A 25,397-nucleotide genomic window follows, 5' to 3' on the forward strand; every position below is an offset into this window, starting at 1 on the left:
CGGGCGGCGCCACCAGAGTCGCGACCGACCCGGCCGCGGCGTCCCCGCCCACCGCCGGCGCGAGCACCGCCGGCGCGAGCACCGCCGGCGCGAGCACCGCCGCGAGCTGGGCGTCCCGGGCGAACAGCGGTGCCAGGGCGCCCTCGATGTGCTGGTCGATGATGTGCGGCACGTAGGTGCTGAGGATCATCTCGAACCCCTCGTCGCCGATCTTCCAGGCCATGTCCTCCTCGCCGATGGGGGTGGTGACCGTCTCGAACAGGTCGAGGTTGAACGCCTTCTCACCCGGCTCGGGGGGCCGGGCGCTGACGATCCCCGCGGCCGCCCCATCCGAGAACAGCGACGAGGCCAAGATGGTGTCGGGGTCGTCGGAGGTGCGCAGGTGAAGCGAGCAGAGTTCGGCGCTGACGACGAGAACCACGGCGGTGGGATCGGCCTCGACGAACTGCTTCGCCGTGCGCAGCGCCGGCATCGAGGCGTAGCAGCCCATGAATCCGAGGTGGTAGCGCTGGGTGGCCGGGCTCAGCCCCAGCTCGCGTACGAGCATGTAATCGGGGCCCGGCGCGAAGAAGCCGGTGCAGGACACCGTGACAACGTGCGTCACATCGGATGCCTCGATGCCGGGACAGGCCGCGAGCGCGCGGCGCCCGGCTTCCACGAAGAGTTTGGTCGCCTCGACGATGTAGAGCTCGTTCCGCACCCGGGTGCTGGGTCGGAGCAGCCGCTGCGTCGCCGGGTCGAAGAACTGCGGGTCGGTCACCTCCGATTCCCGGGCGGGTGTGTCCAGGGTGAGTTCGTCGATGACGCTGTGCCGGGTGTCGATGCCCGACAGATTGAAGGAGACCGTCACCAGCCGTTTTCCGAGTCGGCTGAGATCCGGCTGCGACGCGAACACGTCGCGCACCTGCTCCTGGATCAATACTGTCGGCGGAACCACGGTCTGCAGCGCTCTGAGGGTGACGGACATGCCCTCAGTGTTACACGCAGGCCAGCCGCCCACACCCCCGGGACACGCGATGACGCGGACGGCACACGAGATGCTCAGCCGCCACGAAACCGATCGGCGCCGGCCTACGGCAGGCGCGAGAACAGCCGGGTGCCCGCGAACGCGACGCCCAGGCCCGCGGCGACGATCGCCGTGACACCGCCGATGTAGGCGATCAACGGGCCGGGGGTCTCGCCGAAGGCCCGGAAGTACGTGACCAGGAAGGCGGCCGCCGCCACGACGGCGAAGGGAACCAGAATCCGGAGCTGGACGCGGCCGCCCACGCCGGCCGATCCGCCGCGCGCGGCGGTCGACGCCCACGGCCCGCGGGTCAGCACGAGGCCGGCGACGCAGCCCCACACGGCCACCACCAGCAGCGCCGCGATCACGTCGCTGGGCCGGTGCCAGCCGTTGGCCAGTGTGGCCACCCCGGCGGCGATGGCGAACCCCGAACCGCCGAGTGCGGCCAGCCAGCGCGTGCGGGGGCTCGCTACCAGAAAGATGGCGAGAGCGGATGCCGCGGCCACGGTCGTGTGCCCCGACGGGAACGAGTTCCCGTCGTACCCTTCCACACCCAGGTCGGGCCGAGAGAGCAGCCCGCCCTTGAGCAGCTGGGTGGTCAGCACGGCCGCCAGCGCCGCGCCGAAGGCGACGATCAGAGTCTTGCCGTTGCGGCGCACGGCCGTGACGATGCCGGCGAGCACCAGACCCGCGACCACGGAGACCAGGGGCAGAGCATCAAGCAGCTGCTGCGCGAGCGGGGTCACGCTGCGGCGTCCGAACTCGGCGCCGTCGAAGGCGAGCTGGTCCATGGTCTGGCCGGCGAGGGTGCGCACGAAGAACAGGTAGATCCCGGTGAACACCAGGATGGCGGTGATCATTCCGGCCAGATAGCGAACGGGGCTGATCGTTGACGAGGTGCGCACATTCCACCTTCGCACGGCCCGCCTGGGGAAGCACCATCGAGCGCTCTTGACTCGGCAGGGGTCGGCGTACCGTTGAAATTTGAGAAAAGGTCATGGACTGGGCTGGTTCCAGCGAAAAGAGAAGACGAAGCGCGAGCCGGAACCGGGTGGTTTCACCGGTCTCGAAGGCGACTTCGAGGCGGAGCGGCGCCGCGCGGCCGCCGCCGCCCATGAGCCCACGCAGGCCTACGAGAACGACAGCCTGGACAAGCCCGTCTTCCCCGACTCGACCTCCGGATTGACGTACCCGTAGCCATCCATCGCGCAGGAAGCCCTTCGCTGAGCGCGAACAGAACGGGACCCTGGGCCGATTGCGGCACCGCTCAAGCGCGGTTACATTGGCAATAGTTGAGCGCCCAAGACTCAACTCTGGAAGCAAACCGCCCAAGAACCAGCCGGACCTCCGGTTCGATCCGACGATCTGACCAGACCCGGCCGATGAAAGGAATCGCTATGGCAACGTCCTATGACCCGTTCCGCGAGCTGGACCGAATGGCCTCCGCTCTGATCGACAACCGGGGCCCGCGCGTGATGCCGATGGACCTCTTCCGGGAAGGTGACCACTACGTGCTCAGCGCCGACATGCCCGGGATCGATCCGGGTTCGGTTGACATCGACGTCGACGGCCAGCTGCTCACGATCCGTGGGGAGCGCACCATGGCGAACCACGAAAACGTGAAGTGGATCACCCGGGAGCGCCTGGCCGGTTCGTTCCTGCGTCAGTTGAACCTGGGCCAGGGCATCGATGTCGAGAACATCAGCGCCACGTACAACAACGGCGTGCTGACCGTCACGATCCCCGTTCACGAGGCGGCCAAGCCCCGCAAGATCGAGGTGCAGAGTTCGGGCGAGCCGACGATGCAGGTGACGGAGTCCGCGAAAGCGGGCACGAAGAAGGCGAAGGCCTGACGAACGAAACGGGTGGGCCCGGAGCATTGCGCTCCGGGCCCTTCGTTGTGTTTTCGCGGTGTACACCGCATGTTCACCCGATGCTGATGCACTATTCGGAGTAGAGTCAGCGGACTCACCGAAGAGTTAACAGCACCAACGAATGGATATTCAGTGAACATTCGAACGGCCGAATACCCCAGGCCGGATCATTTCCTGCTTCACCTCAGCGACACCCACCTGCTCGCCGACGGCGGGCGCCTCTACGGCCGGGTCGACAGCACCGCCCACCTGGCCCGGCTGTTCGCCGACGTCGAAGCATCCTCGGGCCGCCCGGATGCCATCATCATCACCGGTGATCTGGCCGACAAGGGCGAACCGGATGCGTACGCAACCCTGCGCGGCATCGTCGAGCCGGCCGCCGCCCGGCTCGGAGCGCGGGTGTTCTGGGTGATGGGCAATCACGACGACCGGGCGGCCTTCCGCACCACGCTGCTGGACGAGGCGCCGAACACGGACCCGATCGACCACGTCGACTACATCGGCGGCCTGCGCATCATCACGCTCGACACCTCCGTACCCGGCCACCACTACGGCGCCGTGACCGACGCCCAGCTCGACTGGCTGGCCCGGGAGCTTCGCACCCCCGCCCCGGACGGCACAATCCTGGCCATGCATCACCCGCCCGTGCCGAGCGTGCTCGACCTGGCCGTCTCGGTCGAACTCCAGGACCAGTCCGCGCTGGCGCGGGTGCTGCGCGGAACGGATGTGCGCAGCATCCTGGCCGGCCACCTGCACTACTCCTCAACGGCCATGTTCGCGGGCATTCCGGTCTCCGTGGCCTCGGCCACCTGTTACACCCAGGACCTGAACGTTCCGGTCGGCGGCACCCGCGGCCGCGACGGCGCCCGCACCTTCAACCTCGTGCACGTCTACGCAGACACGGTGCTGCACTCGGTGGTGCCGCTCGGCGACTACCCGGCGCTCGACTACATCGAAGCGGCGGAGAGCGCCCGGCGCCTGGCGGGCGACGGCATCCGGATCATGCCCGCGGGTACTCTGCCAGCGTTCCGTGAACCCCCAATGACCACACCGATCCGGGTTCTGCGCTAACTGACAGCGGGCTAACTGACAGCGGGCTAACCGACAGCGCGCCGACCGACAGCGCGCCGACCGACAACTCGCCGCCCGCCGGCACGGTCGGCGCCTGCCCGGCGTCGGCCTGGAACTCGCGTTCCCAGGGGGCGACGATCGGGAAGTACCGTTCGAGGAATTCGGTCACGGCCGCACGGCGCACATCGTCGGAGATCTCGGGGAAGCTGCCGTCGTTGAGGCAGAACATGTCCTGGTCGCGGCGTTTGCGCAGCTTGTTCATCTGGCGCAGGGCCAGTTTGAGGGTGGTCTCCACGTAGAGCGAGCGCACCTGGGTCTGCTCGACCGCGCGCCCCGTCATCAGTGCATAGAAGTGGTAAAGCGAGTTCGTGACCGAGATATCCGTCGCGGAGCGGAACCGGCTGGCCGCGGTGCGGGCGAAGTCCTCGGGGAACTCGGCCTCGAGCTCGGCCATCACGCTCTTCCGCAGCGGTGCCGGCGTGTGCTCGAGGTGCCGGGTGGTGACCTTGCCGAACCGTTCGCGCAGCAGCGCCCGGTTGACCCGGGCCGCGTTCTCGAACCCGCTTCGGCTGGGGTCGTTCTCGCCCAGGCCGATCCGGGTGGAGGCCTCCACGAATTTGGTGATGCCGCCCGGGGAGAAGAACAGCTCCGGTCCGACCGGGCGGCCGAAGAACATGTCGTCGTTGGAATAGATGAAGTGCTCCGCCAGCCCGGGGATGTGGTGCAGCTGGCTCTCCACGGCGTGCGAATTGTGGGTCGGCAGTGCGCTGGTGTCGGGGAAGAAGTCCTCGCTGCGCATGATCGTGACGCGCGGGTGCTCGGCGAGCCACTCGGGGGCCGGCGAATCCGTCGCGATGAAGATGCGCCGCACCCAGGGCGCGAACATGTACACGCTGCGGAGCGCGTACTTCAGCTCGTCGATTTGGCGGAAGCGGGCCTCAGACTCGTCGCCCGAGCCCACGACGTAGGCCTGCATGCGCTTGGCCCGTTCCCGCTGGAAGTCGCTGGATGAGCCGTCGACCCAGGAGAAGACCATGTCGATGTCGAAGCTGACGTCGCTGGCCAGGTCGTCGAACATGTGCTGCAGGGTGCGCCAGGTGCGCCCGAAGAGTTCGATCGTGGTCTCGCGTACCTCGGCGCGCGGCATCCGGGTGCGCATCAGCGAGTTCTCGACCGGGGCGACGATCTCGTCCTCACCGAAGTACCAGAGTTCGAGCTGAAAGGCCGTCTCGGCGCCGTACCGCAGGCGGCCGATCGGTTCGATCCGCGGGCGGTAGACCCGGAACACGGATGATGCGCGCAGCGTGGACAGGGCGCCGTCGGCCAGCAGCAACGGCTGGGTCAGGCTGCCGTCCAGCGGCAGGGCGTAGAAGGGCTCCTTCGCGAACGCTGCGATCAGGATGCGGGTGAGCTGCTTGCGGCGCTTGCGGTCGACCGCGATCACGGGCCGGTCATGGTCGCCGCGCACGAGCAGGAAGTCGATGCCGGCGGCGTCGAGCACGTCGGCGACGGCGAGCAGGTCCTTGACCCGGGACTCGCGCGGCGTGAAGTGTCCGTTGATCAGATTGATCTCACCCTTGCGCACGACGACGTCTTCCCGGTCGAAGCGGCGGGTGCGGGGGTCAGGGGTCAGCAGAACGAGCTCAGGCTCGTGGCTGATCGACAGTTCGGGGCTGGCCGACGTGGTGGCCGGGTCGAGCGGGGCATGCCGGTCGTCTTCTGGGCGATCGAAACTAGACATGGTCCTCCTCGAGAATTGGGAACACTGATTCTCAAGGCAACCGCGTGCAATGCCAGGGAGAGTGCGTCCGTTGGTACCGGACAGCCACGAACCCCTTCGAGTCAGGGAGCGAAGCAGCCGGTGGAACGCGGTGGCGCCTCCCCTAGTGTACGTCGCCGCCCTGACGCCGGGTGCGTGGTCGCTCTGGTGTCGCTACGGGGCGCCGATCCCGAACAACCCGATAATCAGAGCCATCAGCAGCAGGGTGACCAGTTCGTGCGCGATGTTGAGCACGGTGAGGCCCGCCGGGCGGCGATCGAATGCGTCGTGCGTGATCATGCGGGCCGCCGTGAAGCCGGCCCAGAGGATGAGCGCCGTCAGCAGTGCGTTGGCGAGGAAAGAGCCGCCGTAGAACGCCTGCACGATCGCCGCGGCGCCGGCCAGCACCCAGGCCGTGAGGAAGCTGACGACCACGGTGACGACGAGCGGGGCCGCCGAACCCGGGCGCACGCTCTCCTCGTCGTGGCCGACGGCCTTCATCCAGTAGGTGCCGAACACCCGGCGCGAATACCAGATCGCCCCGACTGCCATGCTCGACGCGGTGGCGAGGAGGACGGCCCAGATGTTTGTTTCGGGAACCATGTCGGAATCCTTTGGGAGTGGGCTTCGCCGGTTCAGGCGGAGCGGTTGGGTAATTGGGGATCGCGCGGTTCGGGGTTGTCGGCCAGATAGGCCGCGAGCACCCGGGCGTGGTTGACGACCGGGTCGCGGGCGCCGTAGACGAGGGTCGTCTCGGTGTGCGCGGCCGTGTTCCGGGCGAGGAGTGCCCTGAGCTCGGCCACGGCTTGCCGGGTCTGCGGCGCTGCCCCCAGTTCGGCGGTGTAGCGCTCCGCGAACTCGGCCAGCCGAGCGGGGTCGTGGTTCCACCAGGTGCGCAGATCGGGACTGGGGGCGACGTCCTTGAGCCAGAGATCGAGCCGGGCGTGCTCCTTCGAGACCCCGCGCGGCCACAGCCGGTCCACGAGCACGCGCACGCCGTCGGACTCCGCCGGCTCGTCGTAGACCCGCTTGATCAGGATGCCCATGCGGCCAGTCTCGTCTCGGTCGGGTACTTTCTCTAGTCCGCGTCTGCGGTCTGCGTTGCGGTCTGCGTTGCGGTCTGCGTTGCGACGGTCGGCAGGTCGGCCGGGTCGGTAACCGGCAGGCTGCAGACGAAATCGCGGCAGAGGTACGCCGTGGGCCGCTGGTCGCGCACGGTGCGGTCCCGGAACAGCTCGAAACCCGCGGCCGCGAATGCCTCGGCCTGGCCGTGGGTGACGGATGCGACGAGTCCGGCGACGCGACGGCGCACCGCGTCGAGCAGCTCACCGGACGTGCCCGGCCGGGCGTCCTCGTCCGGCACCACGACCACCAGTTGCTCGGCCGGACCGGCCAGCTCGGCCAGGAGACGGAGGGCCGCGCCGAACGCGAGCGGCCGCTCCCGGACGCGGTCGGCCAGCAGCGCCATCGCCGCCACGGCGGCCGTGCGATACCGGTCCTCGGCGGTCAGCAGGAACAGCAGGTGCGCCGCCTCGGCGGTCGCCGTGATCCCCGACGGGTAGGCGCCCTCCGACGGGTCGACCTCCAGGGCGAGGCCCTGGCCGGCCAGGATCGGGTCCGGGCCGTCCGGCGCTCGAAACGGCGTCCGGGCCGGGGCATTCCCGGCCGTGTGTGCGGTGTCGGCGGTGTTGGCGGTGTTGGCGGTGTTGGCGGTGTCGTCGGTGGTGTCAGTGGTGTCAGTGGTGTCAGTGGTGTCAGTGGTGTCGGCGGTTTCGGGTGTTTCGGCTGTGTCGGTGGTGGTCGATAGCGTGGCGTCGATCAGTCGGCGCGCTGCCGTGGCGTATCGCACCTCACCCGTCGCGAGAGCCAGCTCGAGGAGGCCCGATGCCAGCATCCCGAAGTCCTCCAGTGTGGGCTGGGCGGTCGACGTGCGCCCGGCGATCGACGCCCGCACGAGACTCCCGTCCCGGCGGAGGTGGTGCTCGAGCAGGTAGTCCGCCGCCCGGGCCGCGGCCGCCGTGAAGGTGGGCTGGTCGAAGGCGAAGCCGGCCCGGGCCAGCGCGGCGATGCCGAGGCCGTTCCAGCCGGTGAGCACCTTCTCGTCGAGTGCGGGCGGGGTTTCCTGCCGGCGGTCGTCTTCGTCGAGAGCGTAGTAACCGCCCTCGACGCGGCGCCCTCCGACGGTGCTTTCGGAGTCCTGCGCGCTGGCGAATCCGCCTCCGGGCAGGCCGAGCACGGTGATCAGGAAGCGTGCAACGCCCCCGGCGACGGAGCGCGCCCACTGCTCGCCGGTGAGCTGCCAGGCCCGGGTGTAGAGGTCCAGCAGTTGCGCGTTGTCGTAGAGCATGCGCTCATAGTGCGGATCACTCCAGTCGCGGTTGACGGCATACCGAAAGAAGCCGCCCTCGACTGAATCACGCAGCGGCGACGCCCCCATCCGCTTGAGGGTGCGCAGCGCGAGCGCCCGCCCGGACTCCTGCCCGGGTTCTTGCCGGGGTTCTTGCCGGGGCTCCGTGGCGCGACCGAGCAGGAAACCGAGAACCGGCGCGACCGGGAACTTCGGCGCGCCGCCGAAACCGCCGAAACGCGGGTCTTCCTGCGCCGCGACCTCGCCCGCCACCCGGTCGAGGTCGTCGTCGCCCGGCAGCTGCCCCGCGGGGATCTGCTGCGCGGCGGCGGCGAGCGCGTCGGCCACCAGCGACGCGCTCTCGGTGACCTCCGCGCGGCGGGTGGTCCAGGCATCCGTCACCGCCTCGAGCACCTGCCGGAACGACGGATGCCCCGGCAGCGGCAACGGGGGAAAATACGTGCCGGCGTAGAACGCCTGCCCCTCCGGGGTGACGAAGACGTTGAGCGGCCAGCCCAGCCCGCCCACGAACGCGCTGGCCGCGGCGAGGTAACTGGCGTCGACCTCCGGGTGTTCCTCCCGGTCGACCTTGATGCTCACGAAGTGCGCGTTGAGGTAGTCGGCGAGGTCCGGGTCGCTGAAACTCTCCCGGGCCATCACGTGGCACCAGTGGCAGGTCGAATAGCCGATCGAGACGAGCACGGGCACGTCGCGCAGGCGCGCCTCCACGAATGCCTCCGCCCCCCAGCCGTGCCAGTCGACGGGATTGTCGGCGTGCGAACGCAGGTAGGGGCTGATCGCGGCGGCGAGGAGGTTGGGCATGCCTCCATTGTGCCCGCCGCCCCCCGTGTGCGCCCGTAGCCGCCGGCCCGGCGGCGCAGCGCGCAGCGGGTACGCCCGGCTTGGTGCGCGTTCGCGCGGCCTAGTGCGGGTTCGCTCGGGTTCGCGCGGCCTAGCCTTGCCCGGTGAGTTCGCGGGCGACGAACTCCTGGCGGCGGCGCTGCACGCGCATCCAGATGAAGAAACCGGTGATGGTGAACGCCCCGTAGAAGAGGTAGAGCACGGCGGAGGCGTAGTACCCCGCGCTGAGCAGAAGCGGCACCCCGACGATGTCAACGGCCACCCAGATCAGCCAAAACTCGGTCCAGCCCTTCGCCATGCCGTAGGTCGCGAGCAGGGATCCGGTGAAGATCCAGGCGTCGGCCCAGACCGGTTCGAACGAGCCGAGCGCGCGGAAGATCGGCGTCAGGATCAGGGTGCCGGCGACCAGGCTCAGGCCGAGCAGGATGCGCGTGCGGTTGCCGGCCCAGTGCGGCGCGACCGCGACGTGCGTCGCGGAGTGGCGGCTGCGCGACCACTGCACCCAGCCGAAGATGGACACGACGATGAACATGATCTGCCGTCCGGCCTGGCCGAGCAGGTTGACCGGGTTCGGCGTGCCGAAGACGGCGCCGAGGAAGACCGTGAACAGGAGGGCATTGCCGAGGATGCCGACCGGCCACGCCCACACCTTGCGGCGCATGCCCCCGACCGCGCTCAGGATTCCGAACGCGTTGCCGATGACCTCACGCCAGAGAATGGTCTGGGTTCCGATCTGCAGCTGGGCGTCGAAGAGCCACTCAATCGGATTCATCCGTCATCTTCTTTCCGTTAACCACCCAAACCTATGCCCCCACCGCCCGCAGCCGAGCCCGCTCGTCCACTCCCGAGCCCCGACTGCTGCTGCCGAGCCCGCTCCCACCCCGCAGGTCTCGAACCAATTCGACGGAGATATTGCTCTAAAACCGCGGATCCGGGCCGTTTCGGGCCGTTTCGGGCAAAATCTCCGTCGAATTCGTTAGGGGCGCGTGGGCGCGTGGGCACGGCGGGGGGGGGACGGAGGCGCGGGGGCTAGTTGACGTCGTTGGGGTGCGCGCTCACGCGGCCGGCGCGCTCGAGGGACGNGCTGAGCTCGAAGTCGAAGACGTCAAAGTTTTCGGCCATGCGCCCGCGGTTGCTGGACTTGGGGAAGACGATGTTGCCGGTCTGCAGGTGCCAGCGGATGACGACCTGAGCAGGCGTCTTGCCGTGCGCTTCGGCCGCGACGGCCACCACGGGCTCCTCGAAGAGCGGGTATTTGCCCTGGCCGAGCGGCCCCCAGGCCTCGATCCGGATGCCGTGCGCCCGGGCGAACGCGGTCACCTCCCGCTGCTGGTGGGCCGGGTGCAGCTCGATCTGGTTGACCGCGGGTACGACCCCCGTTTCCGAGATGACACGATCGAGCTGGGGCTCGAGGAAGTTCGACACCCCGATCGAGCGGGCCCGGCCGGACTCGCGGATCTGCTCGAGCGCCTTCCAGCTCTCGACGTAGCGGTCGTTGGCGGGCGCCGGCCAGTGGATCAGATAGAGGTCGACGTAGTCGAGCCCGAGCTTCTCGAGGCTCTCGTCGAACGCCTCGAACGCCGACTCGGTGCCCTGGCGGTCGTTCCACAGCTTGGTGGTCACGAACAGTTCGGAGCGGTCGATGGCGGATGTCGCGAGCGCGGCTCCGACCCCCACCTCATTGCCGTAGATGGCGGCGGTGTCGATGTGCCGGTAGCCCACCTGCAGAGCGTCACCGACGATGCGGGCGGTCTCATCGGGGTCGACCTTGAACACGCCGAAGCCGAGCTGCGGGATGGTCTGGCCGTCGTTGAGGGTCAGTGTGGGCACGGAAATGGTCATCGGCCCACCCTAGGTCGCGGCCACGGCGGCAAGCTGAACGGCAGGCAACGGCCGGGTTACGAGACCGGGTCAAGCGCGCGCGTCGGCCCAGTCCCGGCCCAGCCGCAGGTGGCACAACTCGGGACCCACGAACGGGCGCAGCTCGATCTGGTCCGGGTCGCGGCCCAGATCGCGGGCAACGCCGCGCACCAGGCCCAGGTGAACGGAACAGATGACCTCGGTGTTCCGCCGCGCGTCGTCCCGGAACGGGCAGGCGTGCAGCGCGATGACCGGGGCGGCGGGAGCAGTGGCGGCGGGAGTGGGAGCGGCAGCGTCGGGAGCGGCAGCGTCGGGAGCGGCAGCGTCGGGACCCGACGCCGCGGCATCCGTCGCCTCGTCGGGGTCGAAGCCGAGCCGGTCGAGGATGCGCAGCAGCGGCCGGACGCCCTCGTCGGCGGTCCCCCGCAGCTCGTCGGCGTAGGCCGAGGACCAGCGTTCACCGGCGCGGGTCGCCCGGGCGCGCCCGCGGTCGTCATCCTCGGCGAGTGCACCGGCGAGCACCCGGCTCATGTCGTGCTGGGCGCCGTCTTCGCGCGTGGCCGGTCCGGCCGTGAAGAGGATGCGAGGCCGCCCCCTGGTGCCCGCGCGGTCGACGGCACGGCGGATCAGGCCGGCGTTCTCGAGCTGGTCGAGGTGGAACCGGGCCGTCGTCACGTGCAGCCCGACGCGCCCCGCGACCGCGGCCGCGTCGAGGGGAGAGGCTGAGTCCATCAGGAGGTCGAGCACCTGACGGCGGGCGTCGGACGCGAGGGCGGCGTGTCGGTCCCCGTTCCCTTCCTCAGTGTTCATTCTTTGATGCTAACATCGTGCGGTTTAAGCGCCACCCCGAGTCAAGACAGAGGCAAGACAGAGACGCGACGGAGGCGAGACGAAGGCGCGACAGACCTCAGGCGGAGGTCATACGATGGAAGGCTCATGATCCCCGTCACTATCACCTTCCCGCCCGAGCTTCCGGTCAGCCAACGACGGGACGACATCGCGCGCGCCATCCGCGACAACCAGGTGGTCATCGTCGCCGGCGCGACGGGCTCCGGCAAGACCACCCAGCTGCCGAAGATCTGCCTGGAGCTGGGCCGGGAGAACATCGGGCACACCCAGCCGCGCCGCCTCGCCGCGCGCACGATCGCCGAGCGCATCGCCGAGGAGCTCGGTCAGGAGGTCGGCCAGACAATCGGTTACCAGGTGCGATTCACCGACCAGGTCGGCCCCGACACCCGGATCAAGCTGATGACCGACGGCATCCTGTTGAACGAGATGCACCGCGACCGGATGCTGCGCAAGTACGACACGATCATCATCGACGAGGCGCACGAGCGCAGCCTCAACATCGACTTCCTGCTCGGCTACCTGCGGCAGCTGCTGCCGCAGCGCCCCGACCTCAAGCTGATCATCACCTCGGCCACGATCGACCCACAGAGCTTCGCGGAGCATTTCGCGGCGCCCGACGGCACGCCGGCCCCGATCATCGAGGTCTCCGGTCGCACCTTCCCGGTCGAACTCCGGTACCGCCCGCTCGTCGCCGAGGTCATGGACACGGACGACGACGAGACGACGGATGCCGCGCCCGGCGTCGACCGCGACTACATCGAGGGCATCTCGGCCGCGCTCGACGAGCTCGAGCGGGAGTCCAACGGGGACGTGCTCGTCTTCCTCAGCGGTGAGACCGAGATCCGTGACGCGGCGGACGCCCTGCAGGGCAAGTACGCCTCCTCGGGGCGCACCAGCCCCACCGAAATCCTGCCGCTCTACGGCCGGCTCTCCTCCGCCGACCAGCACCGGGTCTTCCAGCCGTCGACCGTGGCCGGAGTGCGGCGCCGGATCGTTCTCGCCACCAACGTGGCCGAGACCAGCCTGACCGTGCCCGGCATCCGTTACGTCATCGACGCCGGCACCGCCCGGATCAGCCGGTACAGCGTGCGCTCCAAGGTGCAGCGGCTGCCGATCGAGGCGATCTCGCAGGCGTCCGCGAACCAGCGGTCCGGCCGAAGCGGGCGCACCAGCGACGGCATCGCCATCCGGCTCTACTCCGAAGAGGACTTCGGCCGCCGGCCCGAATACACCGAGCCGGAGATCCTGCGCACGAACCTGGCCGCGGTCATCCTGCAGATGATCTCCCTCGGCCTCGGCGACATCGCCGCCTTCCCCTTCCTCACCCCGCCCGATTCCCGCGGCATCAAGGACGGCCTCGACCTGCTCGCCGAGCTCGGCGCCGTCGCGCCCGGCGCCGCGGGTCACGGCGCCGGCGGCAAGACCGAGAGCAAGCCCGGCATCTCCAAACTGACCCGGATCGGCCAGCAGCTCGCGAAACTCCCCATCGACCCGCGGTTCGGCCGGATGGTGATCGAGTCCAAGACTCAGGCCGTAAGCCGTGAGGTGATGGCGATCGTTTCCGGGCTCACCATTCAGGACCCGCGCGAGCGCCCGCTCGAGCGCCGCGCGCAGGCAGACCAGCAGCATGCCCGGTTCGCGGACCCCACCAGCGATTTCCTGAGCCTGCTGAACCTCTGGAACTACCTCGAGGCACAGCAGAAGGAGCTCGGCTCCAGCGCGTTCCGCCGCTTGTGCAAAAACGAGTTCCTCAACTATCTGCGCGTGCGCGAGTGGCAGGACGTCTACAAGCAGCTCCGCCAGATGGCCAAGCCCCTCGGCCTCCACATCGGCGACCCGACCGTGAACCCGGACGGCATCCACCGCGCCCTGCTGGCCGGCCTGCTCTCCCACATCGGGCTCAAGGACACCGCGAAGAAGGACTACATCGGCGCACGCCAGCAACGGTTCGTGATCTTCCCCGGCTCGGCGCTGGCGAAGAAGCAGCCGAACGCCGTGATGAGCGCCGAACTGGTCGAGACCAGCCGTCTGTTCGCCCGGATGAACGCCGTCGTCGACCCCGCCTGGGCCGAACCCCTGGCCGGGGAACTGTGCAAGCGCAGCTACTCCGAACCGCACTGGGAGAAGAAGCAGGGCGCCGTCGTCGCCTACGAGCGGGTCACCCTCTACGGGGTGCCGATCGTGCCCCGCCGCCGGATCCAGTTCTCCCGCGTCGACCCGGCCTACGCGCGGGACCTGTTCATCCGGCACGCCCTCGTCGAGGGCGAGTGGGACCTCGACCGGATCGACCAGAGGGTCACGGCCTTCGACCGCGCCAACACGAGCCTGCGCAAGGAGCTCGCCGAGCTCGAGGAACGCACCCGTCGCCGCGACATCCTCTTCGATGACGAGGCCGTCTTCGAGTTCTACCAGAAACGTATTCCGGCCGACGTATGCTCCACGCGCACCTTCGAGACCTGGTGGCGGCAGGCACGGATGCAGACGCCCGACCTGCTCACGATGACCGCAGACGCCCTCGTCCCCGAGGACGCCCCCGAGATCGATGAGGCCGTGTTCCCGCCGATCTGGCGGCAGGGCGACCAGAAGTTCAAGCTGAGTTACCGGTTCGAACCGGGCGAGGAAGACGACGGCGTGGCCGTGCAGATCCCCCTGTCCCTGCTCGCGCGGCTCTCCCCCGCCGGGTTCGACTGGCAGGTGCCCGGCCTCCGCGCCGACCTGGTCACGGCCCTGATCAAGTCACTGCCGAAGAGCATCCGGCGCAACGTGGTACCCGCCGCCGACTGGGCCAGGCGGCTGCTGAACGAGCTGCCCCCCGCGCCGGGCGAGGTCGGCACCGGCGCGGTCGGCGGCTCGATGTTCGACCCGGTCGACACCCCCTTCGCCGAGACCCTGGCCGCGCTGATCCAGAAGCTCACCTACGTGCCGGTGAGCGTGCACGACTTCGAACTGACCCGGGTGCCGGCCCACCTCCGCATGACGTTCCGGGTGGTCGACGAACGCGGGCGCGCGATCGCCTCCGGCAAGGACCTGGCCGACCTGCAGCGCCGGCTCGGCAATCAGGCCCGCGAGAGCGTCGCCGCGGCATCTGCTGCCACCCCCACCAACGCGATCGAGCGCTCCGGGCTCACCACCTGGGAATTCCCCGAGCTGCCCCGATTCCTCGACACCCGGCAGGGCGACAACACCATCCGCGGCTACCCGACCCTGGTCGACGAGGGCACGTCGGTGGCCATCCGGATGATGAGCACCGAAGCCGAGCAGGCCCGCACTCTGCCGGGCGGGGTGCGCCGCCTGCTCCTGCTGGCCACGCCCTCCCCCGTCGCATACGTGCAGCAGCACCTGACCGGGGCCGAGAAACTCTCCCTCGCCACCAGCCCGTACCGCACCACCCAGGCCCTGTTCGACGACTGCCTCGCGGCGAGCGTCGACGACGTGCTGTTCCGGGTGAAACCGGACGGCCAGGTGTTCATGCGCGCCGAGTTCGACACCATCCGCGACCGCGTATCCGGCGTGGTGATGGACTCCATGTTCGATACCGTCGGCCTCGTCGCCCGCATCCTCGCCGCCGCCCGCGCCGCCGACAAGGCCCTGAAGGCGTCCACCAGCATGGCCCTGCTACCGGCCCTGACGGATGCCCGCGCGCAGCTCGCCGGGCTCGTCTACCCCGGTTTCGTCAGTGCCACCGGGCTCGTGCAGCTGCGGCACCTGCCGCGCTATCTGGCCGGCATCACCGCCCGGATCGTGAAGCTGGGCGACAACCCCAGCCGCGACCGGGTCTGGATGAACGAGAGCCAGGCCGCCACGGCCCGGTTCGAAGACGCCGGCGGAAAGATCCCCCTGCAGGCGAGTGCCGCCGCCAACCTGGTGCGCGCGCGCTGGCTGATCGAGGAGCTGCGGATCAGCCTCTTCGCCCAGGAGCTCAAGGCCGCCGAACCCGTCTCGCTGCAGCGCATCCACAAGGCCCTGACCGGTTAGAACCGCGCGCAGCCACCTAGGCTGAAAGCATGGAATTCCGCTACCTCGGCTCTTCGGGCCTGAAAATCTCCGAAATCACCTACGGCAACTGGCTCACCCACGGTTCCCAGGTCGAAAACGACGTCGCCACGCAGTGCGTGCACACCGCGCTCGACGAGGGCATCACCAGCTTCGACACGGCCGACGCCTACGCCAACACCCAGGCGGAGTCCGTGCTCGGCGACGCCCTCAAGGGCCAGCGCCGCGAGAGCATCGAGATCTTCACCAAGGTCTACTGGCCCACCGGGCCGCGCGGCCACAACGACGTCGGGCTCTCCCGCAAGCACATCATGGAGTCCGTCAACGGGTCGCTCCGCCGCCTGCAGACCGACTACGTCGACCTGTACCAGGCTCACCGCTACGACACCGAGACCCCGCTGGAAGAGACGATGCAGGCCTTCGCCGACATCGTGAGGCAGGGCAAGGCGCTCTACATCGGTGTGAGCGAGTGGACGGCCGCGCAGCTGCGCGCCGGCCACACCCTCTCCAAGGAGCTTGGCTTCAGCCTCATCTCCAGCCAGCCGCAGTACTCCATGCTCTGGCGCGTGATCGAGGACGAGGTTGTGCCGACCTCCCGCAAACTCGGGATCGGCCAGATCGTCTGGTCCCCCGTCGCCCAGGGCGTGCTCACCGGCAAGTACAAGCCCGGTCAGGCCCCGCCAGCCGGCTCGCGCGCGACCGACCTCAAGGGCGGCGCGGACATGATCAGCCGATTCATGAACGACGACGTGCTCACCCGGGTGCAGAAGCTCAAGCCGATCGCGGACGACCTGAATCTGTCGATGGCGCAGCTGGCCGTCGCCTGGGTGCTGCAGAACGACAATGTCTCGGCCGCCCTGGTCGGCGCCTCGCGGCCCGAGCAGGTGCGTGAGAACGTCAAGGCAGCGGGCGTGACGATCCCGGCCGAGAGCATGCGTCAGATCGACAAGGTGCTCGGCAAAGTCGTGGAGCACGACGCCGCGATGACCTCGGCCACCGCGCCGCAGAGCCGCCCGGCGTAATCCCCGGGCCGCTCAGCCCCACGGCGCGGCCCGCCGGCCCCACGAAAATCGCCGTTCGCGCCGAGAGTTCCCGCACCAGCGGGCATTCTCGGCGCGAACGGCGATCGTGAGTCGCGAGGGGCTAAAGCACCTTCGACAGGAACGCCTGCGTGCGGCGGTGCTGCGGGTTCGTCAGGATCTCGTCCGGGTCGCCCGCTTCGACGACGACGCCGCCGTCCATGAAGACGAGCGAGTCGGCGACCTCCTTGGCGAAGCCCATCTCGTGGGTGACCACGATCATGGTCATCCCCGACTTGGCCAGACCCTTCATTACGTCGAGCACCTCGCCGACGAGTTCGGGGTCGAGTGCGCTGGTCGGCTCGTCGAAGAGCATCAACTTGGGCTCCATCGCGAGCGCACGGGCGATCGCCACGCGCTGCTGCTGGCCGCCGGACAGGTGCGCAGGGTAGTACTCGGCCCGTTCCGCCAGGCCGACCCGCGCCAGGAGGGCACGCGCCGTCTGCTCGACCTGCGCCTTCGGCAGGCCCTTCACCCGGATCGGGGCTTCCATCACGTTCTGCAACGCCGTCATGTGCGGGAACAGGTTGAACCGCTGGAACACCATTCCGATGTCCCTGCGCTGCCTCGCCGCTTCCTTGGGCGCCATCTCATACAGCTTGCCGTTCGCCTCCCGGTAGCCGATCAGCTCGCCGTCGACGCTGAGCCGGCCGGCGGAGAGCACCTCCAGATGGTTGATGCAGCGCAGGAACGTGGACTTGCCGGAACCGCTGGGCCCGACCAGGCACATCACCTCGCCGCGCTTGACCTCGAGGGAGATGCTCTTGAGCACCTCATTCGAGCCGAAGCTCTTCGAGACCTGCTCGGCGAGCACCATGGGTGGCGCCGTGGCAACGGATGCCGCGGCCGGCGTGTTCCGGGCGCTCGGGTTCATGTCGCTCACGACTGACCTCCGGGGTTGGTGGGCGGCGTGGTCTTCGGTTTGATCGTCGGCGGCACGATCACGGTCGGCTGGCCGGAGCCGACGACCGGGACGACGCCGGTGACGACGCCCGTTCCGGTTCCGAGGTCCTTCTTGTCGTCCTGGCGGTCGCCGACCCCGCGGGCGAACCGCTTCTCGAGGAAGTACTGGCCGACCATCAGGATGGAGGTGAAGAACAGGTACCAGATCGACGCCACGATCAACAGCGGGATCGGGTTGAACGTCTCCGCGGAGATGTCCCGCGACCGGGTGAACAGTTCGAAGCTGAACGGCACGGCCGTCACGAGCGACGTCGTCTTGAGCATCGAGATCACCTCGTTGCCGGTGGGCGGGATGATCACCCGCATCGACTGCGGCAGGATCACCCGGGTCATGGTCTGCGACCAGCTCATTCCGAGCGCGGTCGCAGCCTCTTCCTGGCCCGGGTCGACCGCGAGCAGGCCTGCCCGCACGATCTCAGCCATGTAGGCCGCCTCGTTCAGGGCCAGGCCGATGATCGCAATCGTGAATGTGCTCAGCGCCGCGTTGGTCGAGAACGAGACCCAGGGGTCCATGAACGGGATGCCGATGTCGATGGTGGAGTAGATCAGGGAGATCAGGCCCCAGATGGTCAGCTGCACGTAGACCGGGGTGCCGCGGAAGACCCAGAGGTAGAACCAGGCCAGGCTCTTGACCACCGGGTTGGGCGAGAGGCGCATCACGGCCAGGATCACACCGAGGATGATCGCGATCACCATCGAGTAGACCGTGAGTTGCAGGGTAACGACGGCCGCCTGCGAAATGCGCCGGTCGAACAGGTACGTTCCGACCGCCGGCCAGTCGTAGGCGGGGCGGAACGCGGCGTCGACGAGCACGGAGACGAAGACCAGCACCAGCAGGATGGCGAAGACCATCCGCCACGGGTGGCGCAGCTTGATCGCCTTGATCGGAACCGAATGAGCCGGCTCGGTCGGCGGGAGGGTTGCCCCGCCGGTCGGCTTCGGGTTTGTGGTGCTCATGAATTATCCGTTCGCTGCCGCATTGATCGTGATGGTGTCGATCGCCCCGTCGGCCACGCCCCACTTGTCCAGAATCCCACTGTACGTGCCGTCATCCACCATGGACTGCAGCGCGGCCTGCACGGCCTGAGCCAACTTGGAGTCTTTGGCGACCACGATGCCGTAGGGCGCCACGTCGAAGGTCTCTCCGGCCTTCTGCAGCTTGCCCTTGGTCTGCTCGATGGCATACAGAGTGACGGGCGAGTCGGCGCTGAGGGCGTCGGCCTGGCCGAGAATGACCGCGTTGGTGGCGGCATCCTGGGTGTCGTACTTGAGCTTCTCGATCGGCGCCTTGCCGGCGGCGACGCAGGCGTCGCTCTTGGCGGGCACCTCGTCGGTGTCCTCGTATGTGGTGGCCTGCACGGCCACCTTCAGCCCGCAGGCGTTGTCGGGGTCGACATCCTTGCCCGTGGCCGAGGCCCACTGGATGCCGGCGGTGTAGTAGTTGACGAAGTCGACCTTCTTCTCGCGCTCGACGTTGTCGGTGAAGGAGGACACGCCGATGTCGGCCTTGCCGCCGGTGACGCTCGGGATGATGTTGTCGAACTTCGCGACCTGGAACTCCGTCTCCAGGCCGAGCTTCGCGGCGACGGCACTGGCGATCTCGATGCCCCAGCCGATCGGCTCGCCGGCCTCGTTCTTGAACTCGTTCGGCGCGTAGGTGGGGTCGGCGCCCACGACGAGCTTGCCCGTATCGGCGACGTTTGCCGGGACCAGCGCCGCCGCAGCGTCGTCGACCTTGACCTTGCCGGCTGTGGACCCGCCCGAGGATCCACCCGTGCTGGGTGTCGAATTATCGACGCAGCCGGTGAGCATGAGGGCCGTTACGGCGGCGAGGGCCGGGAGCAGGTATTTTGCGCGCATTGCGAAACCTTCTTCGTGGTTTGTCGGATGTTGCTGGTTCGTCTTTGAGCTCCGTGAACAGGATGCGACAGATGTGAGCATATAACAGGTCGCTCACGCGGATTCCGTGCGTAGATAACGTTTTGAGCCAGCCTTACCGAGCGTGGAAGACTCCCTGCGTCCCAGTATGGCAATCCGCGTGTTTCCGGCGGAATTCACGCCGCGGCGTGCGGATCCCCGGTCTCCACCGGGCGCCCGGGCAGGTTCGACCACTGCGACCAGGAGCCCGGGTACAGCGCGGGCACGAATCCGGCGATGGTCAGGGCGGCCGCCTCGTGGGCGGCCGTCACCCCCGAACCGCAGTAGACGCCCACGGTGCTTGCCAGCACAGTGCCGGCACGCACAGTGCCGGCATCACTCACGCCGAGGGCCTCGAACCGGGCGCGCAGTTCGGCCGCCGGCCGGAAAAATCCGTCGGCCGTGAGGTTGGCGGCCGTGGGCGCGCTGACCGCCCCGGGGATGTGACCGGCCCGAGGGTCGATCGGCTCCGTGTCACCGCGGTAGCGCTCCGCGGCGCGGGCGTCGAGGAGCACACCCGTGCGGGCCAGTCGGGCGGCGGCATCCGCGTCGAGCACGGGGAGTGAGCCGTACGACAGGGTGACCGTGCCGGCCGGTGCCGGCTCGTCGCCGGTGGCGAGCGGGAGGCCGGCGCGCCGCCAGGCGGCGAGCGCCCCGTCGAGCAGCAGCACCTCGCGCACGCCCGCGTGCCGCAGCAGCCACCAGGCGCGGGCGGCCGACATCCCGCCCAGGTCGTCGTAGACCACGACCGTGTCGGCGTCGGTCAGTCCCCAACGGCGGGCGGCGGCCTGCAGCGCGGCGATGCCCGGCAACGGATGTCGCCCGTCGGGCGGTTCGCCGTGGCCGGCCAGCTCGGTGTCGAGGTCGACGTAGACGGCGCCCGGGATGTGGCCGGCCCGGTACTCCCCGAGCCCGGGCGGGTCGCCCAGCTTCCAGCGCACATCCAGCACGCGGATGTCGCTTCGCTCCGACAGCTCCGTGGCCAGTTCCATGGCCGTGATCAGTGTTCGCACGCGTCCACGCTAACTCACCGGCCGCGGCCTAGACTTGAGTAAGTGAGCAGCTACTGGACCCTTCTGAAGACACCGGGCGTTGCTCGCGTCATCGCCGCCCAACTGACGGCCCGTTTCCCGTTCGGGATGCTGTCGCTGGCGTTCCTGATCCACATCGAGCAGGTCTACGACTCCTACGGCTCGGCCGGCCTCGTGCTCGGCGCCATGAGCATCGGCCAGGCCATCGCCGGACCGCTGACCAGCCGCCTGATGGGCCGCTGGGGCATGCGCCCGGTCATCCTGGCCACCCTGATCGTGTGCGCGAGCTCCATCGTGACGATGGCCCTGGTGACCCTGCCCATCTACGCATTGATGGCCATCGGCCTGGTCGCAGGGCTGTCCACGCCGCCGATCCAGCCGGCGGTGCGCACCATCTACCCGAAGATCGTCAACTCACGCCAGCTGACGCCGCTGTTCTCGCTCGACGCGTCGGCCCAGGAGATCATCTGGGTGCTGGGCCCGGTGATCGCCACCTTCGTGGCGATCCAGGTCAGCTCGGTGGCCGGCATCCTGCTCGCCGCCGTGTTCCTGGTCGGCGGCGGCGTCTGGTTCCTGGCGCTGCCCGAGGTGGGCCGCGTGCGCATCCCCCGCAGCCGCCGCAAGCTCGGCGTCGTGCTCAAGCGCCCGCCGGTGCTGCTGAGCACCATCGTCGGCTTCATGCTGGTCGCCGCCTGCGCCGCGGTCGAAGCCGGCGTCGTCGCCGCGTTCGGGCACGGCAGTTCGGACTCCGGCTGGGTGCTCGGCATCTTCGCGGCCGGATCGCTGATCGGCGGCCTCGCCCTCGGCCACGCCCCGATCGGGCCGTGGGCCCTCGCCGTACGGATGCTGATCGTCACCGTCGGCCTGAGCCTCGCCACCCTGGGACTGAGCTTCTGGTGGCTCGCCGCCACGCTGCTGCTCGCGGGCATCGGCATCGCCCCGGCGTTCGCCGTCTTGTTCGGGATCGTCTCCGCCAGCGTGAAGTTCAGCGACACCGCGGAAGCCTACGGCTGGGTCGGCACGGGCCAGCTGATGGGCGCCGCGATGGGCTCCGCGATCGCCGGGTTCATGATCGACCACAGCGGCGCCGGCGCGGCGATCCTGGTCGCGGCCGGTTTCGCGGCGCTCGGCACGCTCATCCCCGCGCTCGGCCGCCGCTGGCATCCCGACCTCCGCGGCCGCGACGCGAGCCCGATCCCCGACACCGCCCCCATCCAGGTGCAGGTCTCCTAGCCGCTCCCGGTCCCCGCCTCTTCGCCGAGCGGTGAGTTCGGCTCCTGTTTTTCGTGTTTTGAGGAGACTTCCTCACGGCTCGGCGGCGGGAGTGACCGGGTTTTGCGGGGCCTGTGGAGAGATCGAGCGGGCGGATGCCGCGTGGGACATCCTCGAGGCATGTCGCCGCACAGCCCGCTGCCGCCCGAATTCGGGGATGAACCGTTCCTGGTCGGCCGGGCGCTCGACCTGGGCGTGGGAAAGAACCGCCTCGGGGGCCGCGATCTCGCCAGGCCGTTCCGCGGCGTGCGCGTGGCCGGTGCCCCTCCGGCGTCGATCAGCGAGTTGTGCCGCGCCTACACGGCCCGGATGCCGCCCACCCACGTGTTCAGCCACGTCACCGCGGCAACGCTGCACGGCCTGCCTCTGCCGCATTGGGCGCTCGCCGATTGCCGCCTGCACGTCACCGTGCCGGCCGCGCACCGGTCGCCGCAGATGGCCGGGGTCGTCGGGCACGAGCTGTGCGAGCGCCTGATGGATGTCGAGCTGATCGACGGGCTTCCGCTCACGACCCCGCGGCAGACCTGGATCGACCTCGGCCCGGTGCTGGATCGCGGGTCTCTGATCGCCGTCGCCGATTTTCTGTGCGCGGGGCAGCATCCGCGATACACGCCCGGGGAACTGCGCGCCGCCGTCGCGGGCCTGGCCGGGCGCCGGGGCATCCGTGGTCTGCGCGAAGCGGCCCTGTGCAGCCGCGCGCGGGTCGATTCGGCCAAGGAAACCGAGACCCGCCTCCTGCTCCTGGACTCCGGGGTGCCCGAACCGGTCGTGAATTTCGAGGTGACGGATACCGCCGGATGCTTCGTGGCCCGGGTCGACCTCGCCTGGCCGGCCTGGCGGGTCTGCGTGGAGTACGAAGGCGAGCAGCACCGCACCGACCGCAGCCGGTTTCGCTCCGACATCACCCGCCGGGAGCGGCTGGAGGATCTGGGCTGGCGGGTCATCCGCATCACCGACGACGACCTGATGCACGGCGGCCGGGAGTTCCTCCGCCGGGTACGCGTCGCCCTCGCCGCGCGCGGCTGCCTCTTCTGAGCACCGATTTCTTCGCCGAGCCGTGAGCATCGCCCCCGTTTTCGCTGAAAAGTGGGGCGATGCTCACGGCTCGGCGGAATATGCAGGCCCGTCGGGTGGCGCATCTGACGCGCGGCCGGAGGGGCAGGATAGGGGGATGACGTTCTCACCTCTGCTGCGACTCAACGACGGACACCTCATCCCCCAGCTGGGCCTGGGCGTGTACAAGATCGCGGATGCCGCGGCCGCCGACGCCGTGCAGGTCGCCCTCGAGGCGGGCTACCGCCACATCGACACGGCAGCGCTCTACGAGAACGAGACCGGGGTCGGCCAGGGCATCGCGCGCTCCGGCCTGCCTCGGGAGGACGTCTTCGTCACGACCAAGGTCTGGAACGACCGTCACGGCACGGAGGAGACCCTGCGTGCCTTCGACGAGAGCCTGGCCAGGCTCGGCCTGGACTACGTCGACCTGTACCTGATCCACTGGCCCGCGCCCAGCCAGAACCGGTACGTCGAGGCCTACCGCGCGCTCGAGACGCTGCGCGCCGACGGCCGGGCCCGCTCGATCGGGGTGTCCAACTTCCACACCCACCACCTGGACCGCCTGCTGGCCGAGACGGATGTCGTTCCGGCCATCAATCAGGTGGAGCTGCACCCGTGGCTTCAGCAGTCCGCCGTGCGCGCGTACGACACGGCCCGCGGCATCCTGACCGAGGCGTGGTCGCCGCTGGCCCGCGGCCGCGCGATCGGGGACGAGACCCTCGACGGCATCGGCGCCAAATACGGCAAGTCGGCCGCGCAGGTCGTCATCCGCTGGCACCTCGAGCTGGGCACGGTCGTGATCCCGAAGTCGGTGACGCCGTCACGCATCCGGGAGAACCTGGACGTGTTCGACTTCGCCCTCGACCCGCAGGATCTGGCCGCCATCGCCGCCCTCGACTGCGGCGAGCGCACCGGCAAAGACCCCGACGACCTCGACTGAACCGTCAGCACCGGGCCGTCAGCACCGGGCCAACGACCTCGACTGACCGCGGAGACTGAGCTGGGGTCTCAGCCCGCGAGCCGCACCGCCCGGAGGGCCGCGTAGAGTTCCGCCGCCTCGATCGGCCGCGCCGTCGAACGGCCGGTCAGCTCCTCGACCCGGCCGAGCCGGTAGAGCACGGTATTGCGGTGGCAGTGCAGCCCACGGCCGGTCTCGGCCGTTGAGCCGTCGGCCGCGAACCACGCCTCGAGCGTGGCCAGCAGCAGGTCGGCATCGTGGGCGGCGAGCAGATCGCCGAACACGCACTGCTGCAGCTCGGCCGCGTAGTCCGGCTGCGTGACCAGCAGCAGGTCGAGCGGGGCGGCACCGTAGGCGTGCGCGCCGACGCCCGCCGGCGGCAGGCAGCCGACCGCCAGCCGGGCCTGGCGCAGGGCGTCCGGCGCCCCGCCGATCCCGGTGAACGGGCGACTGACGCCCACCCGGGTGGTCGCCGCGGCATCAAGGATGGCCAGCCCCGTCGCCGCGCCCGCCTCCGGCGAAGCACTGAGGATGCCCACCTGGTCACCCTGCAGCGCCGTCCACGCCGATGCCAGTCCGGCCGCCCGGAGGGTCTGCACGATGCCCGGCAGGGACGCCTCGCCCGTGCCGCTCAGCTCGGCGGCCACCAGAACGAATGTGCCGTGCTCCGGCAGCCCGAGCGTGCGCAGGGCCCGGCCCGCGTCGGCGGGCGGCGCGCTGCCATCGAGCAGGCTCAGCAACATCAGGCTCCTGGCCTGGCGGTTGCGGCGCTCCTGCGCGTCGACCACCTGCCGATAGGCCTCGGCGGCCGCACTCGAGAAGGTGTCGATCATGCCCCACACCTCCGACGAGACCAGCAGCAGGGCCTCAAAGCGCTGCGAGGCCACGGACCGTCTGACCAGCTCCTCCCAGATCTGCAGGCCGGCCAGCCGGTAGGCGTGCAGCAGGCTCGCCATCGGGATGCCATGCTCCGCCTTCACCTGTCCAGCCCGCCGCGGCGCGTCCAGGATCGACAAACCGGTTGTCACGCCGGTCTCGAGATCGATTGCCCCGTCGGTTGCCGCGCCGGTTGCCAGGCCGGGTGCCAGGCCGGGTGCTTCGCCCGCCTGCAGGGCCCGGATCAGAGCCGTGATGTTCTCGCTGACCACGGACCGGAGCAACTCGAACGGCAGCAGGCTGCTGTCCGAGTAGGCCTGTTCGGCGCCGACGATCTGGGCGCACACGGCATCCGTGAGCGTGTCGGCCGCGTCGAGCAGACCGGTGAAGAGTTCTGCCGTATCGGTGCCGGGGAGGGTTGCCTGCTGGTCAGTCATCCCTGAATCCTAGAGCGGGCAACCGGCACTTTTGTGCCGCCGCACAAGGATGCGCCCCGAACTGGCGGCGACCGCCTATGGCGCGCAGCATCGCCGCCCTACAGAGTTGACCCCAGCCAACCAGCGACGACCGTGTCCTGCGTGCTCGGGCAGACCCTGCCGGAGAACCGGACGCCCCGCCGACGGAT

General features: G+C 69.3%; 22 protein-coding genes. 8 read left to right on the forward strand and 14 right to left on the reverse strand.

Features of this window, described 5'->3' with window-relative positions:
- Positions 1 to 967, reverse strand: a 967-nt coding sequence (locus E3T37_RS06915; protein ID WP_134366077.1) for a type III polyketide synthase, incomplete at its 3' end; no start/stop codon positions are given.
- Between the two features lie 104 nt (positions 968 to 1,071).
- Positions 1,072 to 1,911, reverse strand: a complete 840-nt coding sequence (locus tag E3T37_RS06920; RefSeq protein WP_198415994.1) for a phosphatase PAP2 family protein — start codon at positions 1,909 to 1,911, stop codon at positions 1,072 to 1,074.
- A gap of 79 nt (positions 1,912 to 1,990) precedes the next feature.
- On the opposite strand from E3T37_RS06920, the gene E3T37_RS06925 reads away from it, so the two are divergent.
- The 3 genes from E3T37_RS06925 to E3T37_RS06935 all read left to right on the forward strand — a co-directional run bounded on the left by E3T37_RS06925 (position 1,991) and on the right by E3T37_RS06935 (position 3,951).
- Positions 1,991 to 2,203 carry a hypothetical protein gene (locus E3T37_RS06925; RefSeq protein ID WP_134366078.1) on the forward strand — a complete coding sequence of 71 codons (213 nt, stop codon included), beginning with the start codon at positions 1,991 to 1,993 and terminating at the stop codon, positions 2,201 to 2,203.
- Between the two features lie 200 nt (positions 2,204 to 2,403).
- On the forward strand, positions 2,404 to 2,859 hold the full coding sequence (locus tag E3T37_RS06930; protein ID WP_134366079.1) for an Hsp20/alpha crystallin family protein: 456 nt from the start codon (positions 2,404 to 2,406) through the stop codon (positions 2,857 to 2,859).
- 153 nt (positions 2,860 to 3,012) lie between these two features.
- Positions 3,013 to 3,951 (forward strand): phosphodiesterase, encoded by a 939-nt coding sequence (locus E3T37_RS06935; RefSeq protein WP_134366080.1) that lies wholly within the window; start codon positions 3,013 to 3,015, stop codon positions 3,949 to 3,951.
- Here E3T37_RS06935 and E3T37_RS06940 read toward each other — a convergent pair.
- The 7 genes from E3T37_RS06940 to E3T37_RS06970 form a co-directional block, all read right to left on the reverse strand.
- The gene (locus E3T37_RS06940) at positions 3,881 to 5,692 is read right to left on the reverse strand and encodes a stealth family protein (RefSeq protein WP_198415995.1); all 1,812 of its coding nucleotides are present in this window, start codon (positions 5,690 to 5,692) and stop codon (positions 3,881 to 3,883) included. The two genes, E3T37_RS06935 and E3T37_RS06940, sit on opposite strands and share 71 nt — an antisense overlap.
- 192 nt (positions 5,693 to 5,884) lie before the next feature.
- The gene (locus E3T37_RS06945; RefSeq protein ID WP_134366081.1) at positions 5,885 to 6,313 is read right to left on the reverse strand and encodes a DUF1761 domain-containing protein; all 429 of its coding nucleotides are present in this window, start codon (positions 6,311 to 6,313) and stop codon (positions 5,885 to 5,887) included.
- Positions 6,314 to 6,345: 32 nt separating this feature from the next.
- Positions 6,346 to 6,756: a DUF488 domain-containing protein gene (locus tag E3T37_RS06950; protein ID WP_134366082.1), complete on the reverse strand. Its 411-nt coding sequence runs from the start codon at positions 6,754 to 6,756 to the stop codon at positions 6,346 to 6,348.
- A gap of 32 nt (positions 6,757 to 6,788) precedes the next feature.
- On the reverse strand, positions 6,789 to 8,879 hold the full coding sequence (locus E3T37_RS17335) for a thioredoxin domain-containing protein (protein ID WP_241975730.1): 2,091 nt from the start codon (positions 8,877 to 8,879) through the stop codon (positions 6,789 to 6,791).
- 130 nt (positions 8,880 to 9,009) lie between these two features.
- Positions 9,010 to 9,690 carry a nicotinamide riboside transporter PnuC gene (gene pnuC, locus E3T37_RS06960; protein WP_134366083.1) on the reverse strand — a complete coding sequence of 227 codons (681 nt, stop codon included), beginning with the start codon at positions 9,688 to 9,690 and terminating at the stop codon, positions 9,010 to 9,012.
- A gap of 257 nt (positions 9,691 to 9,947) precedes the next feature.
- Positions 9,948 to 10,760: an aldo/keto reductase gene (locus tag E3T37_RS06965; protein ID WP_134366084.1), complete on the reverse strand. Its 813-nt coding sequence runs from the start codon at positions 10,758 to 10,760 to the stop codon at positions 9,948 to 9,950.
- Between the two features lie 69 nt (positions 10,761 to 10,829).
- A complete protein-coding gene (locus E3T37_RS06970) occupies positions 10,830 to 11,588 on the reverse strand; it encodes a metalloregulator ArsR/SmtB family transcription factor (RefSeq protein ID WP_134366085.1) in 759 nt (252 codons plus the stop codon).
- Between the two features lie 126 nt (positions 11,589 to 11,714).
- Here E3T37_RS06970 and hrpA point away from each other — a divergent pair, with 126 nt between their 5' ends.
- Both hrpA and E3T37_RS06980 read left to right on the forward strand, forming a co-directional pair.
- Positions 11,715 to 15,602 carry an ATP-dependent RNA helicase HrpA gene (gene hrpA / locus E3T37_RS06975; RefSeq protein WP_174235697.1) on the forward strand — a complete coding sequence of 1,296 codons (3,888 nt, stop codon included), beginning with the start codon at positions 11,715 to 11,717 and terminating at the stop codon, positions 15,600 to 15,602.
- A gap of 29 nt (positions 15,603 to 15,631) precedes the next feature.
- Positions 15,632 to 16,642, forward strand: a complete 1,011-nt coding sequence (locus E3T37_RS06980; protein ID WP_134366086.1) for an aldo/keto reductase family protein — start codon at positions 15,632 to 15,634, stop codon at positions 16,640 to 16,642.
- Positions 16,643 to 16,763: 121 nt separating this feature from the next.
- Here the strand turns inward: E3T37_RS06980 and E3T37_RS06985 are convergent, their stop codons facing one another.
- From E3T37_RS06985 to E3T37_RS07000, 4 genes are all read right to left on the reverse strand, one after another.
- Entirely contained in the window at positions 16,764 to 17,516 is a 753-nt protein-coding gene (locus E3T37_RS06985; protein WP_134366102.1) for an amino acid ABC transporter ATP-binding protein, read from the reverse strand.
- Between the two features lie 62 nt (positions 17,517 to 17,578).
- Positions 17,579 to 18,619 (reverse strand): amino acid ABC transporter permease, encoded by a 1,041-nt coding sequence (locus E3T37_RS06990; protein WP_134366087.1) that lies wholly within the window; start codon positions 18,617 to 18,619, stop codon positions 17,579 to 17,581.
- 3 nt (positions 18,620 to 18,622) lie between these two features.
- Positions 18,623 to 19,522 (reverse strand): ABC transporter substrate-binding protein, encoded by a 900-nt coding sequence (locus E3T37_RS06995; protein WP_134366088.1) that lies wholly within the window; start codon positions 19,520 to 19,522, stop codon positions 18,623 to 18,625.
- Between the two features lie 194 nt (positions 19,523 to 19,716).
- Positions 19,717 to 20,592, reverse strand: coding sequence for a sulfurtransferase (locus E3T37_RS07000; protein WP_370263813.1), 876 nt, complete (start codon positions 20,590 to 20,592; stop codon positions 19,717 to 19,719).
- Between the two features lie 42 nt (positions 20,593 to 20,634).
- Here E3T37_RS07000 and E3T37_RS07005 point away from each other — a divergent pair, with 42 nt between their 5' ends.
- The 3 genes from E3T37_RS07005 to E3T37_RS07015 all read left to right on the forward strand — a co-directional run bounded on the left by E3T37_RS07005 (position 20,635) and on the right by E3T37_RS07015 (position 23,878).
- A complete protein-coding gene (locus tag E3T37_RS07005) occupies positions 20,635 to 21,843 on the forward strand; it encodes an MFS transporter (RefSeq protein ID WP_134366089.1) in 1,209 nt (402 codons plus the stop codon).
- A 159-nt stretch (positions 21,844 to 22,002) separates the two neighbouring features.
- A complete protein-coding gene (locus tag E3T37_RS07010) occupies positions 22,003 to 22,917 on the forward strand; it encodes an endonuclease domain-containing protein (protein WP_134366090.1) in 915 nt (304 codons plus the stop codon).
- A gap of 136 nt (positions 22,918 to 23,053) precedes the next feature.
- Positions 23,054 to 23,878, forward strand: a complete 825-nt coding sequence (locus E3T37_RS07015) for an aldo/keto reductase (protein WP_134366091.1) — start codon at positions 23,054 to 23,056, stop codon at positions 23,876 to 23,878.
- 68 nt (positions 23,879 to 23,946) lie between these two features.
- Here E3T37_RS07015 and E3T37_RS07020 read toward each other — a convergent pair whose 3' ends face one another.
- Positions 23,947 to 25,209, reverse strand: a complete 1,263-nt coding sequence (locus tag E3T37_RS07020; RefSeq protein WP_134366092.1) for a CdaR family transcriptional regulator — start codon at positions 25,207 to 25,209, stop codon at positions 23,947 to 23,949.
- Positions 25,210 to 25,397 lie beyond the last annotated feature (188 nt).

The sequence above is a fragment of the Cryobacterium sp. TMT2-10 genome (genome assembly GCF_004403075.1).
In the GTDB taxonomy this organism is placed as follows: domain Bacteria; phylum Actinomycetota; class Actinomycetes; order Actinomycetales; family Microbacteriaceae; genus Cryobacterium; species Cryobacterium shii.

Excerpts from the sequence above, each read along its gene's own strand:
- E3T37_RS06930 (WP_134366079.1), top strand. The coding sequence starts at position 2,404 with ATGGCAACGTCCTATGACCCGTTCCGCGAGCTGGACCGAATGGCCTCC.
- E3T37_RS06940 (WP_198415995.1), bottom strand. The coding sequence starts at position 5,692 with ATGTCTAGTTTCGATCGCCCAGAAGACGACCGGCATGCCCCGCTCGAC.
- E3T37_RS06945 (WP_134366081.1), bottom strand. The coding sequence starts at position 6,313 with ATGGTTCCCGAAACAAACATCTGGGCCGTCCTCCTCGCCACCGCGTCG.
- E3T37_RS06950 (WP_134366082.1), bottom strand. The coding sequence starts at position 6,756 with ATGGGCATCCTGATCAAGCGGGTCTACGACGAGCCGGCGGAGTCCGAC.
- E3T37_RS17335 (WP_241975730.1), bottom strand. The coding sequence starts at position 8,879 with ATGCCCAACCTCCTCGCCGCCGCGATCAGCCCCTACCTGCGTTCGCAC.
- pnuC (WP_134366083.1), bottom strand. The coding sequence starts at position 9,690 with ATGAATCCGATTGAGTGGCTCTTCGACGCCCAGCTGCAGATCGGAACC.
- E3T37_RS06970 (WP_134366085.1), bottom strand. The coding sequence starts at position 11,588 with ATGAACACTGAGGAAGGGAACGGGGACCGACACGCCGCCCTCGCGTCC.
- hrpA (WP_174235697.1), top strand. The coding sequence starts at position 11,715 with ATGATCCCCGTCACTATCACCTTCCCGCCCGAGCTTCCGGTCAGCCAA.
- E3T37_RS06980 (WP_134366086.1), top strand. The coding sequence starts at position 15,632 with ATGGAATTCCGCTACCTCGGCTCTTCGGGCCTGAAAATCTCCGAAATC.
- E3T37_RS06985 (WP_134366102.1), bottom strand. The coding sequence starts at position 17,516 with ATGGTGCTCGCCGAGCAGGTCTCGAAGAGCTTCGGCTCGAATGAGGTG.
- E3T37_RS06990 (WP_134366087.1), bottom strand. The coding sequence starts at position 18,619 with ATGAGCACCACAAACCCGAAGCCGACCGGCGGGGCAACCCTCCCGCCG.
- E3T37_RS06995 (WP_134366088.1), bottom strand. The coding sequence starts at position 19,522 with ATGCGCGCAAAATACCTGCTCCCGGCCCTCGCCGCCGTAACGGCCCTC.
- E3T37_RS07010 (WP_134366090.1), top strand. The coding sequence starts at position 22,003 with ATGTCGCCGCACAGCCCGCTGCCGCCCGAATTCGGGGATGAACCGTTC.
- E3T37_RS07015 (WP_134366091.1), top strand. The coding sequence starts at position 23,054 with ATGACGTTCTCACCTCTGCTGCGACTCAACGACGGACACCTCATCCCC.
- E3T37_RS07020 (WP_134366092.1), bottom strand. The coding sequence starts at position 25,209 with ATGACTGACCAGCAGGCAACCCTCCCCGGCACCGATACGGCAGAACTC.